A 15,828-nucleotide genomic window follows, 5' to 3' on the forward strand; every position below is an offset into this window, starting at 1 on the left:
TTGTCTGGTCGGCAATCGCAAACGGGCCAGACGATGTTACATACGGAAATGCAACGTTACGAAACCCATGGCCATGTGACGCATTTTTCCCTGGACCGTTCACTGCAACGTGAACGTGTGTTGAAGGAGAGATGTCATGAGAAAACTCATTCTTGCCTCGGTGTCCGCGCTTGCCTTGCTCGGCGTTGCCGCATGCAGCGACAGCGGCACAGGCACTGACAATACCACCACCCAGAGCACCAATCCGCCGCCCGCCGAGCAGCCGATGAAGCCTGCGGCTCCGGCCGACAATTCGACCAAGCCCGCCGAGCCGGCTCCGGCAACGCCTCCTGCTGCGCCCGCGCAGTAGTTATGAGCATATCTTGGGAGAAAAGGCCGGCGTCACGCCGGCCTTTTCGTGTGAAGGCAACAGAACGCCTGCCGTTCACAACCCAGGCACCGGCCGTTATTGGCTTGATAGCGGGGATCGGTTGGCTCTATGAAGCTGGCCATGTCGATTTGGGACCGCCTCGGCGACTTCATTACGCGGGTATCGTCTTCAGCTACATCGGGGGTTGCCGACGTGGTGGAGGCCGTGCGCACGGTTTTTTCCGGCGACGCCGACCTGCGCCGCCGCGTCGCCTTCTCGGTGGCGATGATCGCGCTCTCGGCCAAGATGGCGAAGGCCGACGGCATCGTGACCCAGGACGAGGTGCGTGCCTTCCAGGAAATATTCGAGGTGCCGCCAAAGGAAACGCGCAACGTGGCGCGCCTCTACGATCTGGCCAAACGCGACGTAGCCGGCTTCGAGACCTATGCCGAGCGCATGGCGCAGCTTTGCGGCTCCGGCCATCCGAACTGCATGATGCTGGAGGACATACTCGACGGCCTGTTTCATATCGCCAAGGCTGACGGGCTGATCCACGAGCGCGAAGGGCATTTCCTGCATCGCATCGCCGAGATCTTCCGCATTGACGAGGTGCATTACGAAGCGATCCTGGCCCGGCACGTCAATCTTGGCGCCGCCGACCCTTATGTCGTGCTCGGCATCGAACGCGGCAAGCCGTTCGAGGAGGTCAGGAAGCGTTATCGCAAGCTGGTTTCCGACAACCATCCGGACCGGCTGATCGCGCGCGGCCTGCCGCAGGAATTCATCAAGATCGCGACGACCAGGGTCGCGGCGATCAACGCGGCCTATGAGATGATCGAGCGGGGCCTGCGGCACGCATGAGCGGCTTCCTGCCCGACGAGCCAAGCGCCGAGGTCAGGGTATCGCCGAATTTTGGGCCAAGGCGCGACACGCTCAGGCCCGACATGATCGTGCTGCACTACACCGGCATGCCGACGGGCGCCGGAGCCGAGGCGTGGCTGTGCGATCCGGCCAGCGAGGTCTCCTCGCACTATCTCGTTCATGAGAACGGCCATATCGTGCAGATGGTCAGGGAAAGCGACCGCGCCTGGCATGCCGGCAAGGGCTCCTGGTTCGGACGCACCGATATCAATTCCTGTTCGGTCGGCATCGAGATCGTCAATCCGGGACATTCGCTCGGCTATCCCATGTTCCCGCGCCGGCAGATCGATGCGGTGACCGGCCTGTGCAAGGGGATCGCGCGGAGACATGCGATCGCAGCCAGGCGGGTGCTGGCGCATTCCGACGTGGCGCCGGGACGCAAGATCGATCCGGGCGAGAAGTTTCCGTGGGCAGCGCTGTTCGAAGCCGGCGTCGGCCATTTCGTCGGCGCCGCGCCCATCAGGCGCGGCGCCGTGCTGAGAGCCGGCGACCAGGGCGCCGAGGTCGAGGCGTTGCAGTCGATGCTGGCGCTCTATGGCTATGGTGTCGAAATTTCGGGGGTTTTCGATCGGCAGACGCAGATCGTGGTCGAGGCATTCCAGCGCCATTTCCGGCCGCGTCTTGTCGATGGGCAGGCCGACGGTTCGACGCTGCGCACACTGCAAAGGCTGCTTGCTTCCGTCGCGGACTGACCCGACGTAAGGGCATCTCCCAAGTAATCCTCTTCTGCCCTTAAGTTACAATCTGTCATTTAATGTGACTTGCCTCGCCTTCATTGGCGCCAATTCGGACTTCAAAGGGGCGCTCCGTACAGTTTGTCGGACTTCCAGCCCCGGATGTTCGATGTTGATCAAGCCGTGCCGCGCGAAGATCTTCGCGCGGTCCAGACAGAACAGGACCACATGCAGAAATTGACCGTTGTAACGGCAGCTCTTGCTGCCGGCGTAATGACTTTTGCCTTCGGCACGGCCAACGCCGCGCCATTGAGCCTACGGGCCGATCATGGGCTCGTCGCGATGAGTGCCAAAGGCAAGACGATCTCGGCCGAAAGCAGCAAGAAAGCGAAGACGACCAAGCGGGTTTCCGCGAAAGCCACGAAGGCGAGCTGGGCCAAGGCGAAGAAGTCCGGCGCGAAACGCCACGCGAAGCGCGACCGCAAGACCGTCGACCAGACGACAACGGCGTCGGTCGGGCTGCAGAACGCGGCAGCGTCAGCGGCCGCGGTGACCAGCAGCGGCCAGTATTCGTCGATCGTGGCCCGCTATGCGGCGAGCTACGGCGTGCCGGTTTCGCTCGCTGATGCCGTCATCAAGATCGAGAGCAACTACCAGCCGAACACGGTCGGCGGCGCCGGCGAGATCGGCCTGATGCAGATCAAGCCGGCGACGGCGCGGATGATGGGCTATAGCGGCTCCGCCAAAGGTCTTTTCGATCCCGACACCAACATCAAATACGGCATGAAGTACCTCGCCATGGCACGCGATCTCGGCGGCGGCACGACTTGCGGCACGATCTTGAAATACAATGCCGGCCATGGCGCCACGCGCATGAACCCGATCTCGGCTGCCTATTGCAGCAAGGTCAAGGTACAACTGGCGGCTGTTGGGGCGCCGGCATGAGATGAGCCGGCCGCAACCGCTTTTTCGGTTGCGTTTTATGGCGTGAACCCCTTTATACGCCGTGCCAGCTGGCCGGGCGGCCGCACCCGCAAAAGCCGAAAGGCCGCGGGTGAGGAAAGTCCGGGCTCCATGGAGACACGGTGCCGGTTAATGGCCGGCGGGGGCGACCCCAGGGAAAGTGCCACAGAAAGCAAACCGCCACGATCCGTCGTGGTAAGGGTGAAAGGGTGGGGTAAGAGCCCACCGCGCGACTGGCAACAGGAGCGGCACGGTAAACCCCACCGGGAGCAAAACCGAATAGGGGCGGTGCGAGGGGAAACCCTCGAGGGCTGTTTCCGGCTCACCGTCCGGGTAGGTTGCGTGAGGCGCATGGCAACATGCGTCCAAGATGAATGGCCGCCACGTTCTCGCGCCGCAAGGGGCGAGGGCCATACAAAACCCGGCTTACAGGCCAGCTGGCAGTTTCTTTCTCGAAGAGAAATCCTTTGAGATCAGCAGGTTGCGCCTTCGGGCGCGTCCGTTGATTCAAACTGGTCCGGCCATTCGCCAGCCTAATTGCTACGGGCCATTGCTTGAAACTGGTACGATTAAATCGTACCGTGGGCGAGCAATGGCATTGGAGCCTGTCATGGGACAAGTCGATAAACGCAGCATCACCCTCTCGCCGGAATTGGCGCGGGCGGTGGACGATGTGGTGGCCGCCGGCGAATATGCATCCGCGAGCGAAGTGATCCGCGATGCGCTACGGCGATGGAAAGACCGGCGCGATCTTCTTGGCTATACGGTCGAGGAACTGCGCAGACTGGTGCAGGAAGGCATCGACAGCGGGCCGGCGTTGGACGGGCAGCCGATCATGGACCGACTGCGGGCCAAATATCTGAAAATGGCTGGGTCCAAAGGCTTTCACGAGTGAAATACCGCCTGCTTCCCAAGCAGTGGCCGACCTCGAGAATATCGGTGATTACATTGCCGGACATAATCCTTGGGCGGCGGTTCGTCTCGTGGACGCGCTGGAAAGACGGTGGGATCTGCTGACTTTGCATCCCCTCTCGGGCGCGCCGCGCGACGACATCGCACCCGGCATCCGACACCTGGTCGTCGGCAATTATCTCACCTTGTACCGTGTGGGGAGCGATGCGATCGAAATCCTTCGCGTGCTGCACGGCCATCGCAACATCGAAGCCGACGAGCTCGGTTGACCGGTCCTGTCAACCGCTGATCCTGTCCAGCGACGCCTTGATCGCCGCCCAAAGTTCTTCCACTGGCTCGCAGCCGACCGAGAGGCGAACGAAGCCGGCGGCAACCGCATCGCCTCGCTTCAAGCGCCGCTCGGCCGAGGTGTGGACCCCGCCGAAGGACGTCGCGGCCTGCATCAGTTCGCAATTGTTGATGAAATCCTCGGCTTTCTGCTCCGAGGCTAGCTCGAAGGAGATGAGGAAGCCGAAGCGCTCCATCTGGGCGCGGGCAAGATTGTGCGACGGATCGCTCTCCAGACCGGGAAAGCGCAGGCCGCTGACCGCCCGATGGCCTCGCAGCCGCCGCGCGATCACTTCAGCCGAGGAGCACATGCGATCGAAGCGCACATCGAGGGTTTCGAGGCCGCGATGCACCAGCCAGGCTTCGAATGGTCCCGGAATGCCGCCCGACGTTTCGCGCCAGCTGGTCACCGCGGCGATGATGTCGGCATTGCGGCTGGCGACGTGGCCGAACAGTACGTCGGAATGGCCGTTCGGCGCCTTGGTGTCGGCGGCAACCACGATATCGGCACCGTGATCGAGCGGGCGCTGGCCGAAGGGCGTCATCGTCGTGTTGTCGACCACCAGGAGCGCGCCTGCCGCGTGGACGGCTTCGGCGACGGCCCCGATGTCGCAGATGTCCAGCCCCGGATTGGCGGGCGTTTCGACAAAGGCCAGGCGATAGCCTTCGAAGCCGCCATCGAGGAACGTTGAGGTCGGCCTGACATCGTAGGTGATGCCGAGCGGCTTCAGGAAGCGCTCGGCCAGCGCCCTTGTCGTGTGATAGCCGTCCGAAGGCAGCAGGATACGGTCACCGGTCTTGAGCAGGGCAAAAAACGCCGCCGAGATTGCTGCCATTCCGGAAGGAAAGGCGACGCAGGCCGCGCCCTCCAAATGGGCCAGCATATGCTCCACCGCGTCCCAGGTCGGATTGCTGAAGCGGCCGTACTGGTCGAAACCGGTTGCGTCGCCGGGCGCGTGAAAGATGGCGGCCATGGTCAGGGGCAGCGGGATGGAATCGCCCACCGCAAGCCCGCCGCGGCGTAAATGAGGAAGTGCCGCTGCGCGCGACTTTGCGGTTTCAGCCATCGAATTTCCAACCCTGTTTGCGACCGAATGGATGTGGCGAGACGCTATGCGCAGCAGCGGCGGTCGGCAACCCGCGTCTGGTTGGGCCAAGCAGCTCTAAACGCTTCGTTAGGCTTAATAGACCATAAAGACGAGACGTGCCGTCAAGGCTGGTCTCATTGGCCGCGGCGCATCTTTGTGAAGCCTATTCCCGTTGACGCCCATAGTACCCCATGATATCCCATTCCGATACCAAAGCTTTCGTTCCGTGTCAGGGTAAAGCGTACGCCAATCGGGCAGCCGCGGCGGCTGCGCGTTTGCCGGTTCTTGCCGCTACGGCGGAGCTTGGTACGGGGCGGGGAACGTGCCGCGGCGGCGCGTGCGATGCGAAGAAAAGGGGTGCGGCGGCGCAAGCGGCCGTAACGTGTGATGGACCGGTTTCTGTCGAACACGGTGAGCAGGATCGATGCGAAGGGGCGGGTGTCCGTTCCGGCGCATTTCCGCGCCGTCGTGCAGAAGCGTGGCTATTCGGAGCTCTATGCGCTACGCTGCCTCGACCTGCCGGCGATGGATGTCGGAGGGCTCGATCTTCTCGACCGCTACGAGCAGCGCATCGCGCTCGAGGATCCCTTCCTGCAAGCGGCGGACGACATGTCGTTCTTCTGCCATGGCGACGGCACGTTCCTGAAGCTCGACCAGGACGGACGCATCACGATGAGCGATTTCATACGCGAGCATACCGGCATTTCGGCGGAGGCCGCCTTTGTCGGGCGCGGCAATTTCTTTCAGATCTGGGAGCCGGGGCGGCTTGCCGCCTATGGCGCGCAGGCGCGGGCCCGGCTTTTGCAGCTTCGGCAGGGGACGAAGCCTGGGGAGCGACCGGAATGACGGCGGACCACGGCGATGATCTTCACGCCGTTGGCGGACCGGTCCGCCACATTCCGGTCCTCCTTGGCGAAGTGCTCGAGGCATTGGCGCCGGCGGAGGGCGACATCGTCATCGACGGCACGTTCGGCGCCGGTGGCTACACCAGGGCCATTCTGGCGACCGGTGCTTCCGTGATTGCCATAGACCGCGATCCAGACGCGATCGCGGCCGGCCGCGATCTCGAGGCGCAATCGGGCGGCAGGCTGAGACTGGTGCATGCGCCGTTCTCGACGCTCGACGAACATGTCGAGAGCGCCGATGGCGTCGTGCTCGACATCGGCGTCTCCTCGATGCAGCTCGACCAGGCCGGACGCGGCTTTTCGTTCCGCGCCGACGGACCGCTCGACATGCGCATGGCGCAGGCGGGTCTCAGCGCGGCCGATGTCGTCAACAGCTTCAAGCCGGGCGATCTTGCCCGCATCTTCGGCTTCCTCGGCGAGGAGCGGCATGCCGGCCGCATTGCCCGCATGATCGAGGCTCGCCGCGAAAAGCGGCCGTTCGAGCGCACGCTGGAACTCGCCGACGCCATCGAAACTCATATCGGCCGCGCGCCTAAGGACAAGATCCACCCGGCCACGCGCGTTTTCCAGGCGCTGCGCATCTTCGTCAATGACGAGCTTGGCGAACTGGCGAAGGCATTGTTCGCGGCCGAACGGGCGCTGAAGCCGGGCGGACGGCTCGCCGTGGTGACATTCCATTCGCTTGAGGATCGCATAGTCAAGCGCTTCATCGCCGATCGCGCCGATGCCGCGACCGGCTCGCGCCACATGCCCGAGGCGAAGGCGCGCAGCGCGACGTTCCAAAAGGCCGGCGGCGGCGTGACGCCCGGCGATGCGGAGATCGCAGCCAATCCGCGCGCCCGCTCGGCCAGACTGCGTGCGGCGACCCGCACCGAGGCGCCGGCGCGCAGCGACGATTTTTCGATTTTCGGTCTTCCAAAGCTTCCCGGCATCGATCGGCCGGGGGAGAGGTAAGCACGTGTTCCGTACCAGCGACATTGTCCTGATCGCCGTCATGGTTTCGGCGGCCGCCCTGACCTACAAGACCAAGCGCGAGGCCGAGGACCAGTTGGCGGCAGTGCAGAAGATCCATGCCGAGATACGCTATGAGGAGGACACGATCGACCTGCTCAAGGCCGACTGGAGCCTGCTCACCCAGCCGTCGCGGCTCCAGAAGCTGACCGAACTCTACAAGTCGCAACTTGAACTCCAGCCGGTCGGCGCGCGCCAGATCGTCGGTCTCGGTGACCTGCCGGCCAAGCAGCTCGATATCCAGGACATACTGTCCGGACGCCAGGACGGCATGGCCGACAATTCCGACAAGGCGCCTTCAAGTGGCAGGGATCCCGTCGTGACCGGAGGCATCGCCCAATGATCGGCAAACTGCTGAAGCGTCGCGCCGGGACGGGTGAAGACGGAGCGATTGTCGTCGAGGGCGCCCGCAAGGCGACCGGCGGCAAGGGCAAGGCGCGCATCGTGATGACGATGGCGGTGTTCTTCGGTATCTTCTCGACCATTTCCGGGCGGCTGGTCTATCTCGGTTTCCAGACCCCCGACATGTCGGGGGGCCCTCAGAACCGGGTCACGGCATCGCGGCCCGACATTGTCGATCGCAACGGCGAAGTGCTGGCGACCGACATCAAGACGGCGTCGCTGTTCGCCGAACCGCGCCGCATCGTCGATGCCGACGAGGCGATCGAGAAACTGTCGACGGTGCTTCCCGAGATCGACTACGAGCAGACCTATCGTAAGCTGAAGAGCGGAGCCGGCTTCGTCTGGCTGCAGCGGCAGCTGACGCCCAAGCAGCAGTCCGACATCATGCAACTCGGCATCCCCGGCTTCGGCTTCCGCACGGAGAAGCGCCGTTTCTATCCAAGCAGCGAAACCTCGTCCTACATTGTCGGCCTCACCAACATCGACAATCAGGGCATCTCCGGCATGGAGAAATACATCGACGAGCAGGGTCTGAGCGACCTGCAGGCGTCGGGCCTGGCGGTGGCCAAGGACCTCAAGCCGGTGAAGCTTTCGATCGATCTGCGCGTCCAGCATATCGTGCGCGACGAGATCGCCGCCGGCCTGGAGCGCTATCGCGCCATCGGCGCCGGGGCTGTCGTGCTCAACGTCAAGACCGGCGAAGTGGTGGCCATGGCCTCGGTGCCGGATTTCGATCCGAACAATCCTTACAATGCACAGGAAAAGGACCGGCTGAATCGGATGTCGGCGGGCCTCTATGAGATGGGCTCGACCTTCAAGAGCTTCACCTCGGCCATGGCGCTCGATTCCGGCAAGGCGACGATGGCAAGCCGCTTCGACGCTTCGCATCCGATCCGCGTCGGCCACCAAGCCATTCACGATTTCCACGGCAAGAACCGTGTTCTGTCGCTGCCGGAGGTATTCCTCTATTCGTCCAACATCGGGTCGGCCAGGGAGGCGGAGCTGGTCGGCATCGAGGGGCACCGCGAATTCCTGCATCGCCTTGGAATTTTGGACAGGATGCAGACCGAACTGCCGGAAGTCGCCCGCCCGACTGAACCGAAGATCTGGAAGCAGGTCAATTCGTTCACCATCGCCTTTGGCCATGGCGTGTCGACGACGCCGCTGCAAGCGGCTGTCGGCTGCGCGGCGTTGATGAATGGCGGCTACTTGATTCAGCCGACATTCCTGGTCCGCAGCCAGGAGGCGGCGATGGCGGTGGCCAAGAAAGTGGTCGGCGACAAGACGGTCGATGGCATGCGCTACCTCTATACGCTCAATGCCGAGAAGGGCTCGGCCAGAAACGCCAGGGTCCCCGGCTATCGCGTTGGCGGCAAGACCGGAACAGCCGAGAAGGTCATCAATGGCCGCTACTCGAAGGATTTGAATTTCAATACCTTCGTCGCCGCCTTCCCGATGGACGATCCGCAATATCTCGTGTTTACCATTGCCGACGCCCCGCACCCGGAAAAGCCCGGCATGACAGACGTCGCGGCGGCGAATGCGGGGGTCATCGCCGGCAATATCATCAGGCGTTCTGCGGCCATGCTTGGCGTGAAGCCAGATTTCAGCCATGAAAATGGTGCAACGCTGGTTTCCTATCAGTGATTCTTGGGGCGCGCCGGCAACTGCGCGCTATTTTGTTGCGGTGAACGGGACTCGATGAAGCTCAGAGATCTAGCCGGTATCCTGCCAGTCGAAGGAACAGCTTCCGCCGATCTGGAGGTTACAGGCATTTCGTCGGATTCCCGGCAGGTAAAGCCCGGAATCGTCTTTTTCGCGCTCGCCGGAACCAAGGCCGATGGCGCGGCCTATGCCGCCGACGCCGCCGGGCGAGGCGCCGTCGCGATCGTGACGAGCAAGGGCAGCGCCGTTGCCGGGCTGCCGGTTCAGGTGCTGGCGGTCGACGATCCGCGCCTGGCGCTGGCGCTGAGTGCCGCCCGCTATTTCGGCAGGCAGCCCCAGACGATGGTCGCGGTGACCGGCACCAGCGGCAAGACCTCGGTCGCCGCGTTCATCAGGCAGATCTGGGAGCAGGCCGGATATGCCGCGGCCTCGATCGGCACCACCGGCGTGGTGGCGCCCGGCCGCAACGACTATGGTTCGCTGACGACACCCGACCCGGTCGCCTTGCACCAACTGCTCAGGGAATTGGCGGATGCCGGCGTCACCCATGCCTCGATGGAGGCCTCCAGTCATGGGCTCGACCAGCGCCGCCTCGACGGGGTGAAGCTCGCCGCCGGCGGCTTCACCAATCTCGGCCGCGACCATATGGATTACCATCCGACGGTCGAGGATTATCATCGCGCCAAATTGCGGCTGTTCGACACGCTGCTGCCGAAGGGCGCGCCGGCGGTCATCTTCGCCGACGATCCGTGGTCGGCACCGACAATTCAGGCCGCGAAGGCCGCTGGGCTCGAGGTGCTGACGGTTGGCCGGCATGGCGATTTCCTCAGGCTGAAGCGGGTCGAACACGAGCGCCATCGCCAGCGCGCCGAGATTGAAGCCGATGGCGTGCTTCATGAGATCGACCTGCCGCTGGCCGGCGATTTCCAGATCGCGAACGCGCTGGTTTCAGCGGGACTCGCGATTTCAACGGGAACGCCGGTCGCCAAGGCATTGATGGCATTGGAAAAACTGAAAGGCGCGCCGGGCCGGCTCGACCTCGTCGGCACCACCGCCAATGGCGCGCCGGTGTATGTCGACTATGCCCACAAGCCGGATGCGCTGGAAAATGTGCTGGCTTCGGTGCGCCCGTTCACCACCGGCCGCGTCATGGTCGTGTTCGGCTGCGGCGGCGACCGCGACCGCGGCAAGCGGCCGATCATGGGTGAGATCGCGACGCGGCTGGCCGATGTCGTCATCGTCACCGACGACAATCCGCGCTCCGAAGTGCCCGAGACGATCCGCGCTGCGATTCTTGCCGCGGCACCTGGCGCCATCGAGATCGGCGACCGGCGCCGGGCTATCCACGAGGCGGTCGCAATGCTGCGCGCCGGCGACACGCTGATCGTGGCCGGCAAGGGGCACGAGGAGGGCCAGACGATCGGCTCCGAAACCCTGCATTTCTCCGATCACGAGGAAGTTCGCGCAGCACTCTCGGGGTGTGCCGCATGAGCCTTTTGTGGACATCCGAGACGCTGGTGGCCGCCATGGACGGGCGGCCGCTCGGCCCGATGCCGGACGGCATATCGGGCATTTCGATCGACAGCCGCAGCCTGCAGCCCGGCGACGCCTTCTTCGCCATCAAGGGCGAGGCGATGGACGGCCATGATTTCGCGACCGCCGCCATCAAGGCAGGCGCGGGCGTGCTGGTGGTGGCCGAAGGCAAGCTGCCGTCGCTCGGCCGGCTGACGGCGCCGATGATCGTCGTCGAGGACGTGCTGGTGGCGCTGGAAAAGCTCGGCGCGGCGGCGCGCGCCCGGTCCGACGCCAAGATCATCGCGGTGACCGGCTCGGCCGGCAAGACCACGACCAAGGAGGCATTGCGCCATGTCCTGTCGGTGGTCGGCAAGGTGCATGCGTCGGCGCAGTCGTTCAACAATCATTGGGGCGTGCCGCTGACGCTGGCGCGCATGCCCATCGATTGCGACTATGCCGTGTTCGAGATCGGCATGAACCATCCCGGCGAGATCCGGCCGCTGGTCAAAATGGTGCGGCCGCATATCGCCATCGTCACCATGATCGCGGCCGCGCATCTCGGCTTCTTCCGCAATCTGGACGAGATCGCCGAGGCCAAGGCCGAGATTTTCGAGGGGTTGGAGCCCGATGGCGCGGCAATCCTCAACCGCGACGATGCGCGCTTCAAGCTTCTGGACAAGATGGCGCATACCGCCGGCGTCGAGCACGTCCATGGCTTCGGCGAGAATGCCCGCTCGACTTTCAAGCTGGTCAAATGCGAGCTCCATGCCGACCATTCCGAGATCATCGCCAGGATCGGCGGCCACGAGGTGACGGCCCGCATCGGCGCGCCCGGCCGCCACATGGTGCAGAACGTGCTGGCGGTGCTGGGCGCAGCCTATCTGGCCGGCGCCGATCTCGACAAGGTTGCGCGGGCGCTGGCGGATCTGTCGGCCGAGCGCGGCCGCGGCAAGCGCCACGTGCTGCGCCATCCCGGTGGCTCGATTTCGGGCCACCCCGGTGGGCCGATCACGCTGATCGACGAAAGCTACAACGCCAACCCGGCCTCGATGGCCGCCGCGATGGCGCTGCTCAACGCGACGCCGGTGACGGGCGAGGGCCGGCGCATCGCCGTGCTCGGCGACATGCTGGAACTCGGCGAACATTCGGCCAAGCTGCATGCGGCGCTTGCCGGTCTCCTCGTCGGCACCGGCACGCAGACCGTCTTTCTCGGCGGTCCGGAAATGCGGGCGCTGGCAAAAGCGCTGCCGGCAGAGATCAAGACGGAATACCGCGCCGGCGTCGAGGAATTGAAGCCGGTGCTGCTTGCCGCGCTGAAGCCGGGCGACGTGGTAATGATCAAATCGTCGAAGGGCATCGGCTTTGCAAAGCTGGTCGATGCGTTGCTGGGCAAGTTCCCGGCTGAAACGACAATCGGCAAACAGACCTAGGTCAAGTCGGGGACGAAAAGCGCATGTTCACACTGCTGGTCGAATTCGCGGACAAGGTCTCGGTCTTCAACGTCTTCCGCTACATCACTTTCCGCACCGGCGGGGCGCTGATCACGTCGGCGCTGATCGTCTTCATCTTCGGGCCGACCATCATCAATTCGCTTCGGCTGCGGCAAGGCAAGGGCCAGCCGATCCGCGCCGACGGTCCGCAAACCCATTTCAAGAAGGCCGGCACGCCGACCATGGGCGGGCTGATGATCCTGTCCGGCATCATTGGCTCGTCGCTTTTATGGGCGAACCTGTCGAGCATCTATGTCTGGGTGGTGCTTCTGGTGACGCTGGGTTTCGGCTCCATCGGCTTTTACGACGACTATCTGAAGGTGACGAAGCAGTCTCACCTCGGCTTTTCCGGCAAGGCGCGGCTGGGGCTCGAATTCATCATCGCTGGCATCGCGGCCTGGGTGATCATGCATAATGGCCAGGCGCCGTTCTCGTCGTCGCTGACATTCCCCTTCGCCAAGGAATTCCTGATCAATCTCGGCTGGTTCTTCATCCCGTTCTCCTGCCTCGTCATCGTCGGCGCCGGCAACGCGGTGAACCTGACCGACGGCCTCGACGGCCTGGCGATCGTGCCGATCATGATCGCGGCGGCGTCCTTCGGCGTCATCGCCTATCTCTCCGGCAACGCGGTGTTCGCCGAATATCTGCAGATCCATTTCGTGCCGGGCACCGGCGAGCTGGCTGTCGTGCTGGGTGCCGTCATCGGCGCCGGCCTCGGCTTCCTCTGGTTCAACGCGCCGCCGGCCGCGATCTTCATGGGCGACACCGGCTCGCTGGCCATGGGCGGCCTGATCGGCACGGTGGCGGTCGCCACCAAGCACGAGATCGTGCTGGTCATCGTCGGCGGCCTGTTCGTGGTCGAGATCCTGTCCGTGATCATCCAGGTCGGCTACTTCAAGATGACCGGCAAGCGGGTGTTCCTGATGGCGCCGATCCACCACCATTTCGAAAAGCTCGGCTGGACCGAAAGCCAGGTGGTGATCCGCTTCTGGATCATCGCCGTCATCCTGGCGCTGGTCGGCCTCTCAACCCTCAAGCTGCGATAGGAGGCCGCTTGATCCCCGCCACATCCTTCGCAGGCAAGCGCGTTTCGCTCTTCGGGCTCGGTGGCTCGGGCATTGCCACCGCGCGCGCGCTGATCGAGGGCGGAGCGCAGGTGCTGGCCTGGGACGACAATCCCGACAGCGTCGCCAAGGCGGCTGCCGCCGGCATCGCTACCGGCGATCTGCGCGGCGCCGACTGGGCGAAATTCTCGGCCTTCGTGCTGTCGCCTGGCGTGCCGCTGACGCATCCGAAGCCGCATTGGGCGGTGGAACTGGCGCGCGGGTCGGGCGTCGAGATCATCGGCGACATCGAGCTTTTCTGCCGCGAGCGGATGCTTGCCGCGCCGGCGGCGCCTTTCATCGCCATCACCGGCACCAACGGCAAGTCGACGACGACCGCGCTGACCTCGCATATTCTGAAGGCGTCCGGGCGCGACACCCAGATGGGCGGCAATATCGGCCGTGCCGTCATGACGCTCGATCCGCCGGAGCCCGCGCGGCATTATGTCGTCGAATGCTCGTCCTACCAGATCGACCTCGCGCCCTCGATCGACCCGACGGCCGGCATCCTGCTCAATCTGACGCCTGATCATCTCGACCGCCACGGCACCATGCAGCACTATGCTTCGATCAAGGAGCGGCTGGTCGCCGGCAGCGAGACGGCGATCATCGGCATCGACGATTCCTGGTGCGCGCAGATCGCCGAGCGGCTGGAGCGGGCGGGGCGGCACGTCATCCGCATTTCCAAGCGCCTGCCGCTGACCGACGGCTATTTCGCCGACGGCACCTACCTGATGGAAGCCGTGCATGGCCGCTACAGCCGCGTCGCCTTCCTCGAAGGCATCGGCTCACTGCGCGGCCAGCACAATGCGCAGAATGCCCTTGCCGCTGTTGCCGCCTGCCTCAAGGTCGGGCTGGAGCTTGGCGAGATCCAGTCCGGGCTCGAAAGCTTTCCCGGCCTCGCGCACCGCATGGAGCAGGTCGGCCGCAAGGACCATGTGCTGTTCGTCAACGATTCCAAGGCGACCAATGCCGATGCGGCGGCACCCGCGCTGTCGAGCTTCAACCGCATCTACTGGATCGCCGGCGGCCTCCCCAAGGAAGGCGGTATCGAGCCGTTGCGCGGCTTCTTCCCGCGCATCGCCAAGGCCTATCTGATCGGCGAGGCGGCGCCGGCCTTCGCGGCGACGCTTGGCGAGGCGGCGTCGTACGAGATATCGGGCACGCTTGCCGCTGCGGTCGAGCACGCCGCGCACGATGCGGCCAAGGACAATAGCGGCGAGGCGGTGGTGCTGCTGTCGCCGGCCTGCGCCAGTTTCGACCAGTTCAAGAATTTCGAAGTTCGCGGCGAAGCCTTCAGGCAAGCTGCGAACGCTATAGATGGCGTCAAACCTATCGGAGGGGCACGATAATGCAGAGCCGTCTCGACAAAAGCCCGGTTGCGACCTGGTGGTGGACGATCGATCGCTGGTTCCTGGCGGCGTTCCTGTCGCTGATGGGGCTGGGCATCGTGCTGTCTTTCGCCGCGAGCCCGGCGGTCGCCGAACGCATCGGCCTCGACAGCTTCCATTTCGCCACCAGGCAGATCATCTTCACCGTGCCGGCGCTCGGCGTGATGCTGGCGGTGTCCTTCCTCGATTCCAGAGAGATCCGGCGCATGGCGCTGATCATGCTGTGCCTGATGCTGGTGCTTATGGTGGCGGTGCTCTACATCGGCATCGAGGTGAAAGGCGCGCGGCGCTGGGTGTCGCTTGCCGGCCTGTCGATCCAGCCGTCGGAATTCCTGAAACCCGCCTTCGTCATCATGTGCGCCTGGCTGTTCGCCGAACATAAGCGCCAGCCCGACATCCCGGGCAATCTGTTCGCCATGCTGCTGCTGGTGCTGGTCGTGTCGCTGCTGGTGGCGCAGCCGGACCTCGGCCAGACCATGCTGACGACCGGCACCTGGGGCATCATGTTCTTCATGGCGGGGCTGCCCTGGCTATGGATCGTCGTGCTCGGTGCCGCCGGCGTCGGCGGCGTCTTCGCCGCCTATACCGTGTTCCCGCACGTCGCCTTGCGCATCGACAAGTTCCTTACCGGCGAGGGCGACACGTTCCAGGTCGACATGGGACGCGATGCGCTGATCAATGGCGGCTGGTTCGGCGTCGGGCCGGGCGAGGGCACCGTCAAGCGGGTCATCCCCGACAGCCATGCCGACTTCGTGTTCTCGGTCGCGGGCGAGGAGTTCGGGCTGATCATGTGCTTCTTCATCATGGCGATCTTCGCCTTCATCGTGCTGCGCGGCCTCAACACGGCGCTCAAGGAACATGACGACTTCACTCGCTATGCGGTCGGCGGCCTCGTCACGGTGTTCGGCCTGCAGGCGGTCATCAACATGTGCGTCAACCTGCAGCTGGTGCCGGCCAAAGGCATGACGCTGCCCTTCATCTCCTACGGCGGCTCCTCGCAGATCGCCATCGCCATCTCGATGGGCATGGTGCTGGCGCTGACGCGCAAGCGGCCTGAGAAGCGCAAGCAGATGGGCTTTACGCTGCCGCCGCGCGCGCTGCCGGCGGAGTGA

At 64.2% G+C, this 15,828-nt stretch carries 16 protein-coding genes and 1 other RNA gene; 16 read left to right on the forward strand and 1 reads right to left on the reverse strand.

Translation table 11 applies throughout. The features are described from left to right. The first annotated feature begins 136 nt into the window (after positions 1–136). The 7 genes from NKI49_RS21340 to NKI49_RS21370 all read left to right on the forward strand — a co-directional run bounded on the left by NKI49_RS21340 (position 137) and on the right by NKI49_RS21370 (position 4,088). Positions 137–349 carry a hypothetical protein gene (locus NKI49_RS21340; protein WP_352597700.1) on the forward strand — a complete coding sequence of 71 codons (213 nt, stop codon included), beginning with the start codon at positions 137–139 and terminating at the stop codon, positions 347–349. 141 nt (positions 350–490) lie between these two features. Continuing rightward, positions 491–1,210, forward strand: a complete 720-nt coding sequence (locus NKI49_RS21345) for a TerB family tellurite resistance protein (RefSeq protein ID WP_352597701.1) — start codon at positions 491–493, stop codon at positions 1,208–1,210. After that, positions 1,207–1,962, forward strand: a complete 756-nt coding sequence (locus tag NKI49_RS21350) for a peptidoglycan recognition protein family protein (RefSeq protein ID WP_352597702.1) — start codon at positions 1,207–1,209, stop codon at positions 1,960–1,962. Before NKI49_RS21345 ends, NKI49_RS21350 begins: the two co-directional genes overlap by 4 nt. Positions 1,963–2,172: 210 nt before the next feature. Next, complete coding sequence (locus NKI49_RS21355) at positions 2,173–2,889, forward strand: lytic transglycosylase domain-containing protein (protein ID WP_352598048.1); 717 nt, start codon at positions 2,173–2,175, stop codon at positions 2,887–2,889. Between the two features lie 64 nt (positions 2,890–2,953). After that, an RNA gene (rnpB, locus tag NKI49_RS21360) (RNase P RNA component class A) lies at positions 2,954–3,352 on the forward strand. A 165-nt stretch (positions 3,353–3,517) separates the two neighbouring features. Then, positions 3,518–3,802 carry a type II toxin-antitoxin system ParD family antitoxin gene (locus NKI49_RS21365; RefSeq protein ID WP_352598049.1) on the forward strand — a complete coding sequence of 95 codons (285 nt, stop codon included), beginning with the start codon at positions 3,518–3,520 and terminating at the stop codon, positions 3,800–3,802. Positions 3,803–3,824: 22 nt separating this feature from the next. Further along, entirely contained in the window at positions 3,825–4,088 is a 264-nt protein-coding gene (locus NKI49_RS21370; protein ID WP_352597703.1) for a type II toxin-antitoxin system RelE/ParE family toxin, read from the forward strand. Positions 4,089–4,097: 9 nt separating this feature from the next. Here NKI49_RS21370 and NKI49_RS21375 read toward each other — a convergent pair whose 3' ends face one another. Then, complete coding sequence (locus NKI49_RS21375) at positions 4,098–5,213, reverse strand: cystathionine gamma-lyase (RefSeq protein WP_352597705.1); 1,116 nt, start codon at positions 5,211–5,213, stop codon at positions 4,098–4,100. 408 nt (positions 5,214–5,621) lie between these two features. On the opposite strand from NKI49_RS21375, the gene mraZ reads away from it, so the two are divergent. Genes mraZ through ftsW form a run of 9 tightly spaced genes read left to right on the forward strand, consistent with a single transcriptional unit; the run spans position 5,622 to position 15,828 of the window. After that, a complete protein-coding gene (gene mraZ / locus NKI49_RS21380; RefSeq protein ID WP_352597707.1) occupies positions 5,622–6,080 on the forward strand; it encodes a division/cell wall cluster transcriptional repressor MraZ in 459 nt (152 codons plus the stop codon). After that, positions 6,077–7,093, forward strand: coding sequence for a 16S rRNA (cytosine(1402)-N(4))-methyltransferase RsmH (gene rsmH, locus NKI49_RS21385; RefSeq protein ID WP_027025448.1), 1,017 nt, complete (start codon positions 6,077–6,079; stop codon positions 7,091–7,093). The genes mraZ and rsmH overlap by 4 nt, the downstream gene beginning before the upstream one ends. A gap of 4 nt (positions 7,094–7,097) precedes the next feature. Then, positions 7,098–7,493, forward strand: coding sequence for a cell division protein FtsL (ftsL, locus tag NKI49_RS21390; RefSeq protein ID WP_352597709.1), 396 nt, complete (start codon positions 7,098–7,100; stop codon positions 7,491–7,493). After that, on the forward strand, positions 7,490–9,199 hold the full coding sequence (locus NKI49_RS21395) for a peptidoglycan D,D-transpeptidase FtsI family protein (RefSeq protein ID WP_352597711.1): 1,710 nt from the start codon (positions 7,490–7,492) through the stop codon (positions 9,197–9,199). The genes ftsL and NKI49_RS21395 overlap by 4 nt, the downstream gene beginning before the upstream one ends. Before the next feature lie 54 nt (positions 9,200–9,253). Further along, a complete protein-coding gene (locus NKI49_RS21400) occupies positions 9,254–10,708 on the forward strand; it encodes a UDP-N-acetylmuramoyl-L-alanyl-D-glutamate--2,6-diaminopimelate ligase (RefSeq protein WP_352597712.1) in 1,455 nt (484 codons plus the stop codon). Continuing rightward, complete coding sequence (locus NKI49_RS21405; RefSeq protein ID WP_352597714.1) at positions 10,705–12,162, forward strand: UDP-N-acetylmuramoylalanyl-D-glutamyl-2,6-diaminopimelate--D-alanyl-D-alanine ligase; 1,458 nt, start codon at positions 10,705–10,707, stop codon at positions 12,160–12,162. Before NKI49_RS21400 ends, NKI49_RS21405 begins: the two co-directional genes overlap by 4 nt. A gap of 23 nt (positions 12,163–12,185) precedes the next feature. Continuing rightward, positions 12,186–13,268, forward strand: coding sequence for a phospho-N-acetylmuramoyl-pentapeptide-transferase (gene mraY, locus NKI49_RS21410; protein ID WP_027025452.1), 1,083 nt, complete (start codon positions 12,186–12,188; stop codon positions 13,266–13,268). A gap of 8 nt (positions 13,269–13,276) precedes the next feature. Continuing rightward, entirely contained in the window at positions 13,277–14,677 is a 1,401-nt protein-coding gene (murD, locus tag NKI49_RS21415) for a UDP-N-acetylmuramoyl-L-alanine--D-glutamate ligase (RefSeq protein ID WP_352597716.1), read from the forward strand. Beyond that, positions 14,677–15,828 carry a putative lipid II flippase FtsW gene (gene ftsW / locus NKI49_RS21420; protein WP_352597718.1) on the forward strand — a complete coding sequence of 384 codons (1,152 nt, stop codon included), beginning with the start codon at positions 14,677–14,679 and terminating at the stop codon, positions 15,826–15,828. Before murD ends, ftsW begins: the two co-directional genes overlap by 1 nt.

This window comes from Mesorhizobium sp. M0587 (assembly GCF_040320945.1).
GTDB lineage: Bacteria > Pseudomonadota > Alphaproteobacteria > Rhizobiales > Rhizobiaceae > Mesorhizobium.

Coding starts and splice junctions, on each gene's coding strand:
- NKI49_RS21375 (WP_352597705.1), bottom strand. CDS start 5,213: ATGGCTGAAACCGCAAAGTCGCGCGCAGCGGCACTTCCTCATTTACGC.
- NKI49_RS21345 (WP_352597701.1), top strand. CDS start 491: ATGTCGATTTGGGACCGCCTCGGCGACTTCATTACGCGGGTATCGTCT.
- NKI49_RS21340 (WP_352597700.1), top strand. CDS start 137: ATGAGAAAACTCATTCTTGCCTCGGTGTCCGCGCTTGCCTTGCTCGGC.
- NKI49_RS21355 (WP_352598048.1), top strand. CDS start 2,173: ATGCAGAAATTGACCGTTGTAACGGCAGCTCTTGCTGCCGGCGTAATG.
- NKI49_RS21400 (WP_352597712.1), top strand. CDS start 9,254: ATGAAGCTCAGAGATCTAGCCGGTATCCTGCCAGTCGAAGGAACAGCT.
- rsmH (WP_027025448.1), top strand. CDS start 6,077: ATGACGGCGGACCACGGCGATGATCTTCACGCCGTTGGCGGACCGGTC.
- NKI49_RS21350 (WP_352597702.1), top strand. CDS start 1,207: ATGAGCGGCTTCCTGCCCGACGAGCCAAGCGCCGAGGTCAGGGTATCG.
- NKI49_RS21395 (WP_352597711.1), top strand. CDS start 7,490: ATGATCGGCAAACTGCTGAAGCGTCGCGCCGGGACGGGTGAAGACGGA.
- NKI49_RS21365 (WP_352598049.1), top strand. CDS start 3,518: ATGGGACAAGTCGATAAACGCAGCATCACCCTCTCGCCGGAATTGGCG.
- NKI49_RS21405 (WP_352597714.1), top strand. CDS start 10,705: ATGAGCCTTTTGTGGACATCCGAGACGCTGGTGGCCGCCATGGACGGG.
- mraY (WP_027025452.1), top strand. CDS start 12,186: ATGTTCACACTGCTGGTCGAATTCGCGGACAAGGTCTCGGTCTTCAAC.
- ftsW (WP_352597718.1), top strand. CDS start 14,677: ATGCAGAGCCGTCTCGACAAAAGCCCGGTTGCGACCTGGTGGTGGACG.
- mraZ (WP_352597707.1), top strand. CDS start 5,622: ATGGACCGGTTTCTGTCGAACACGGTGAGCAGGATCGATGCGAAGGGG.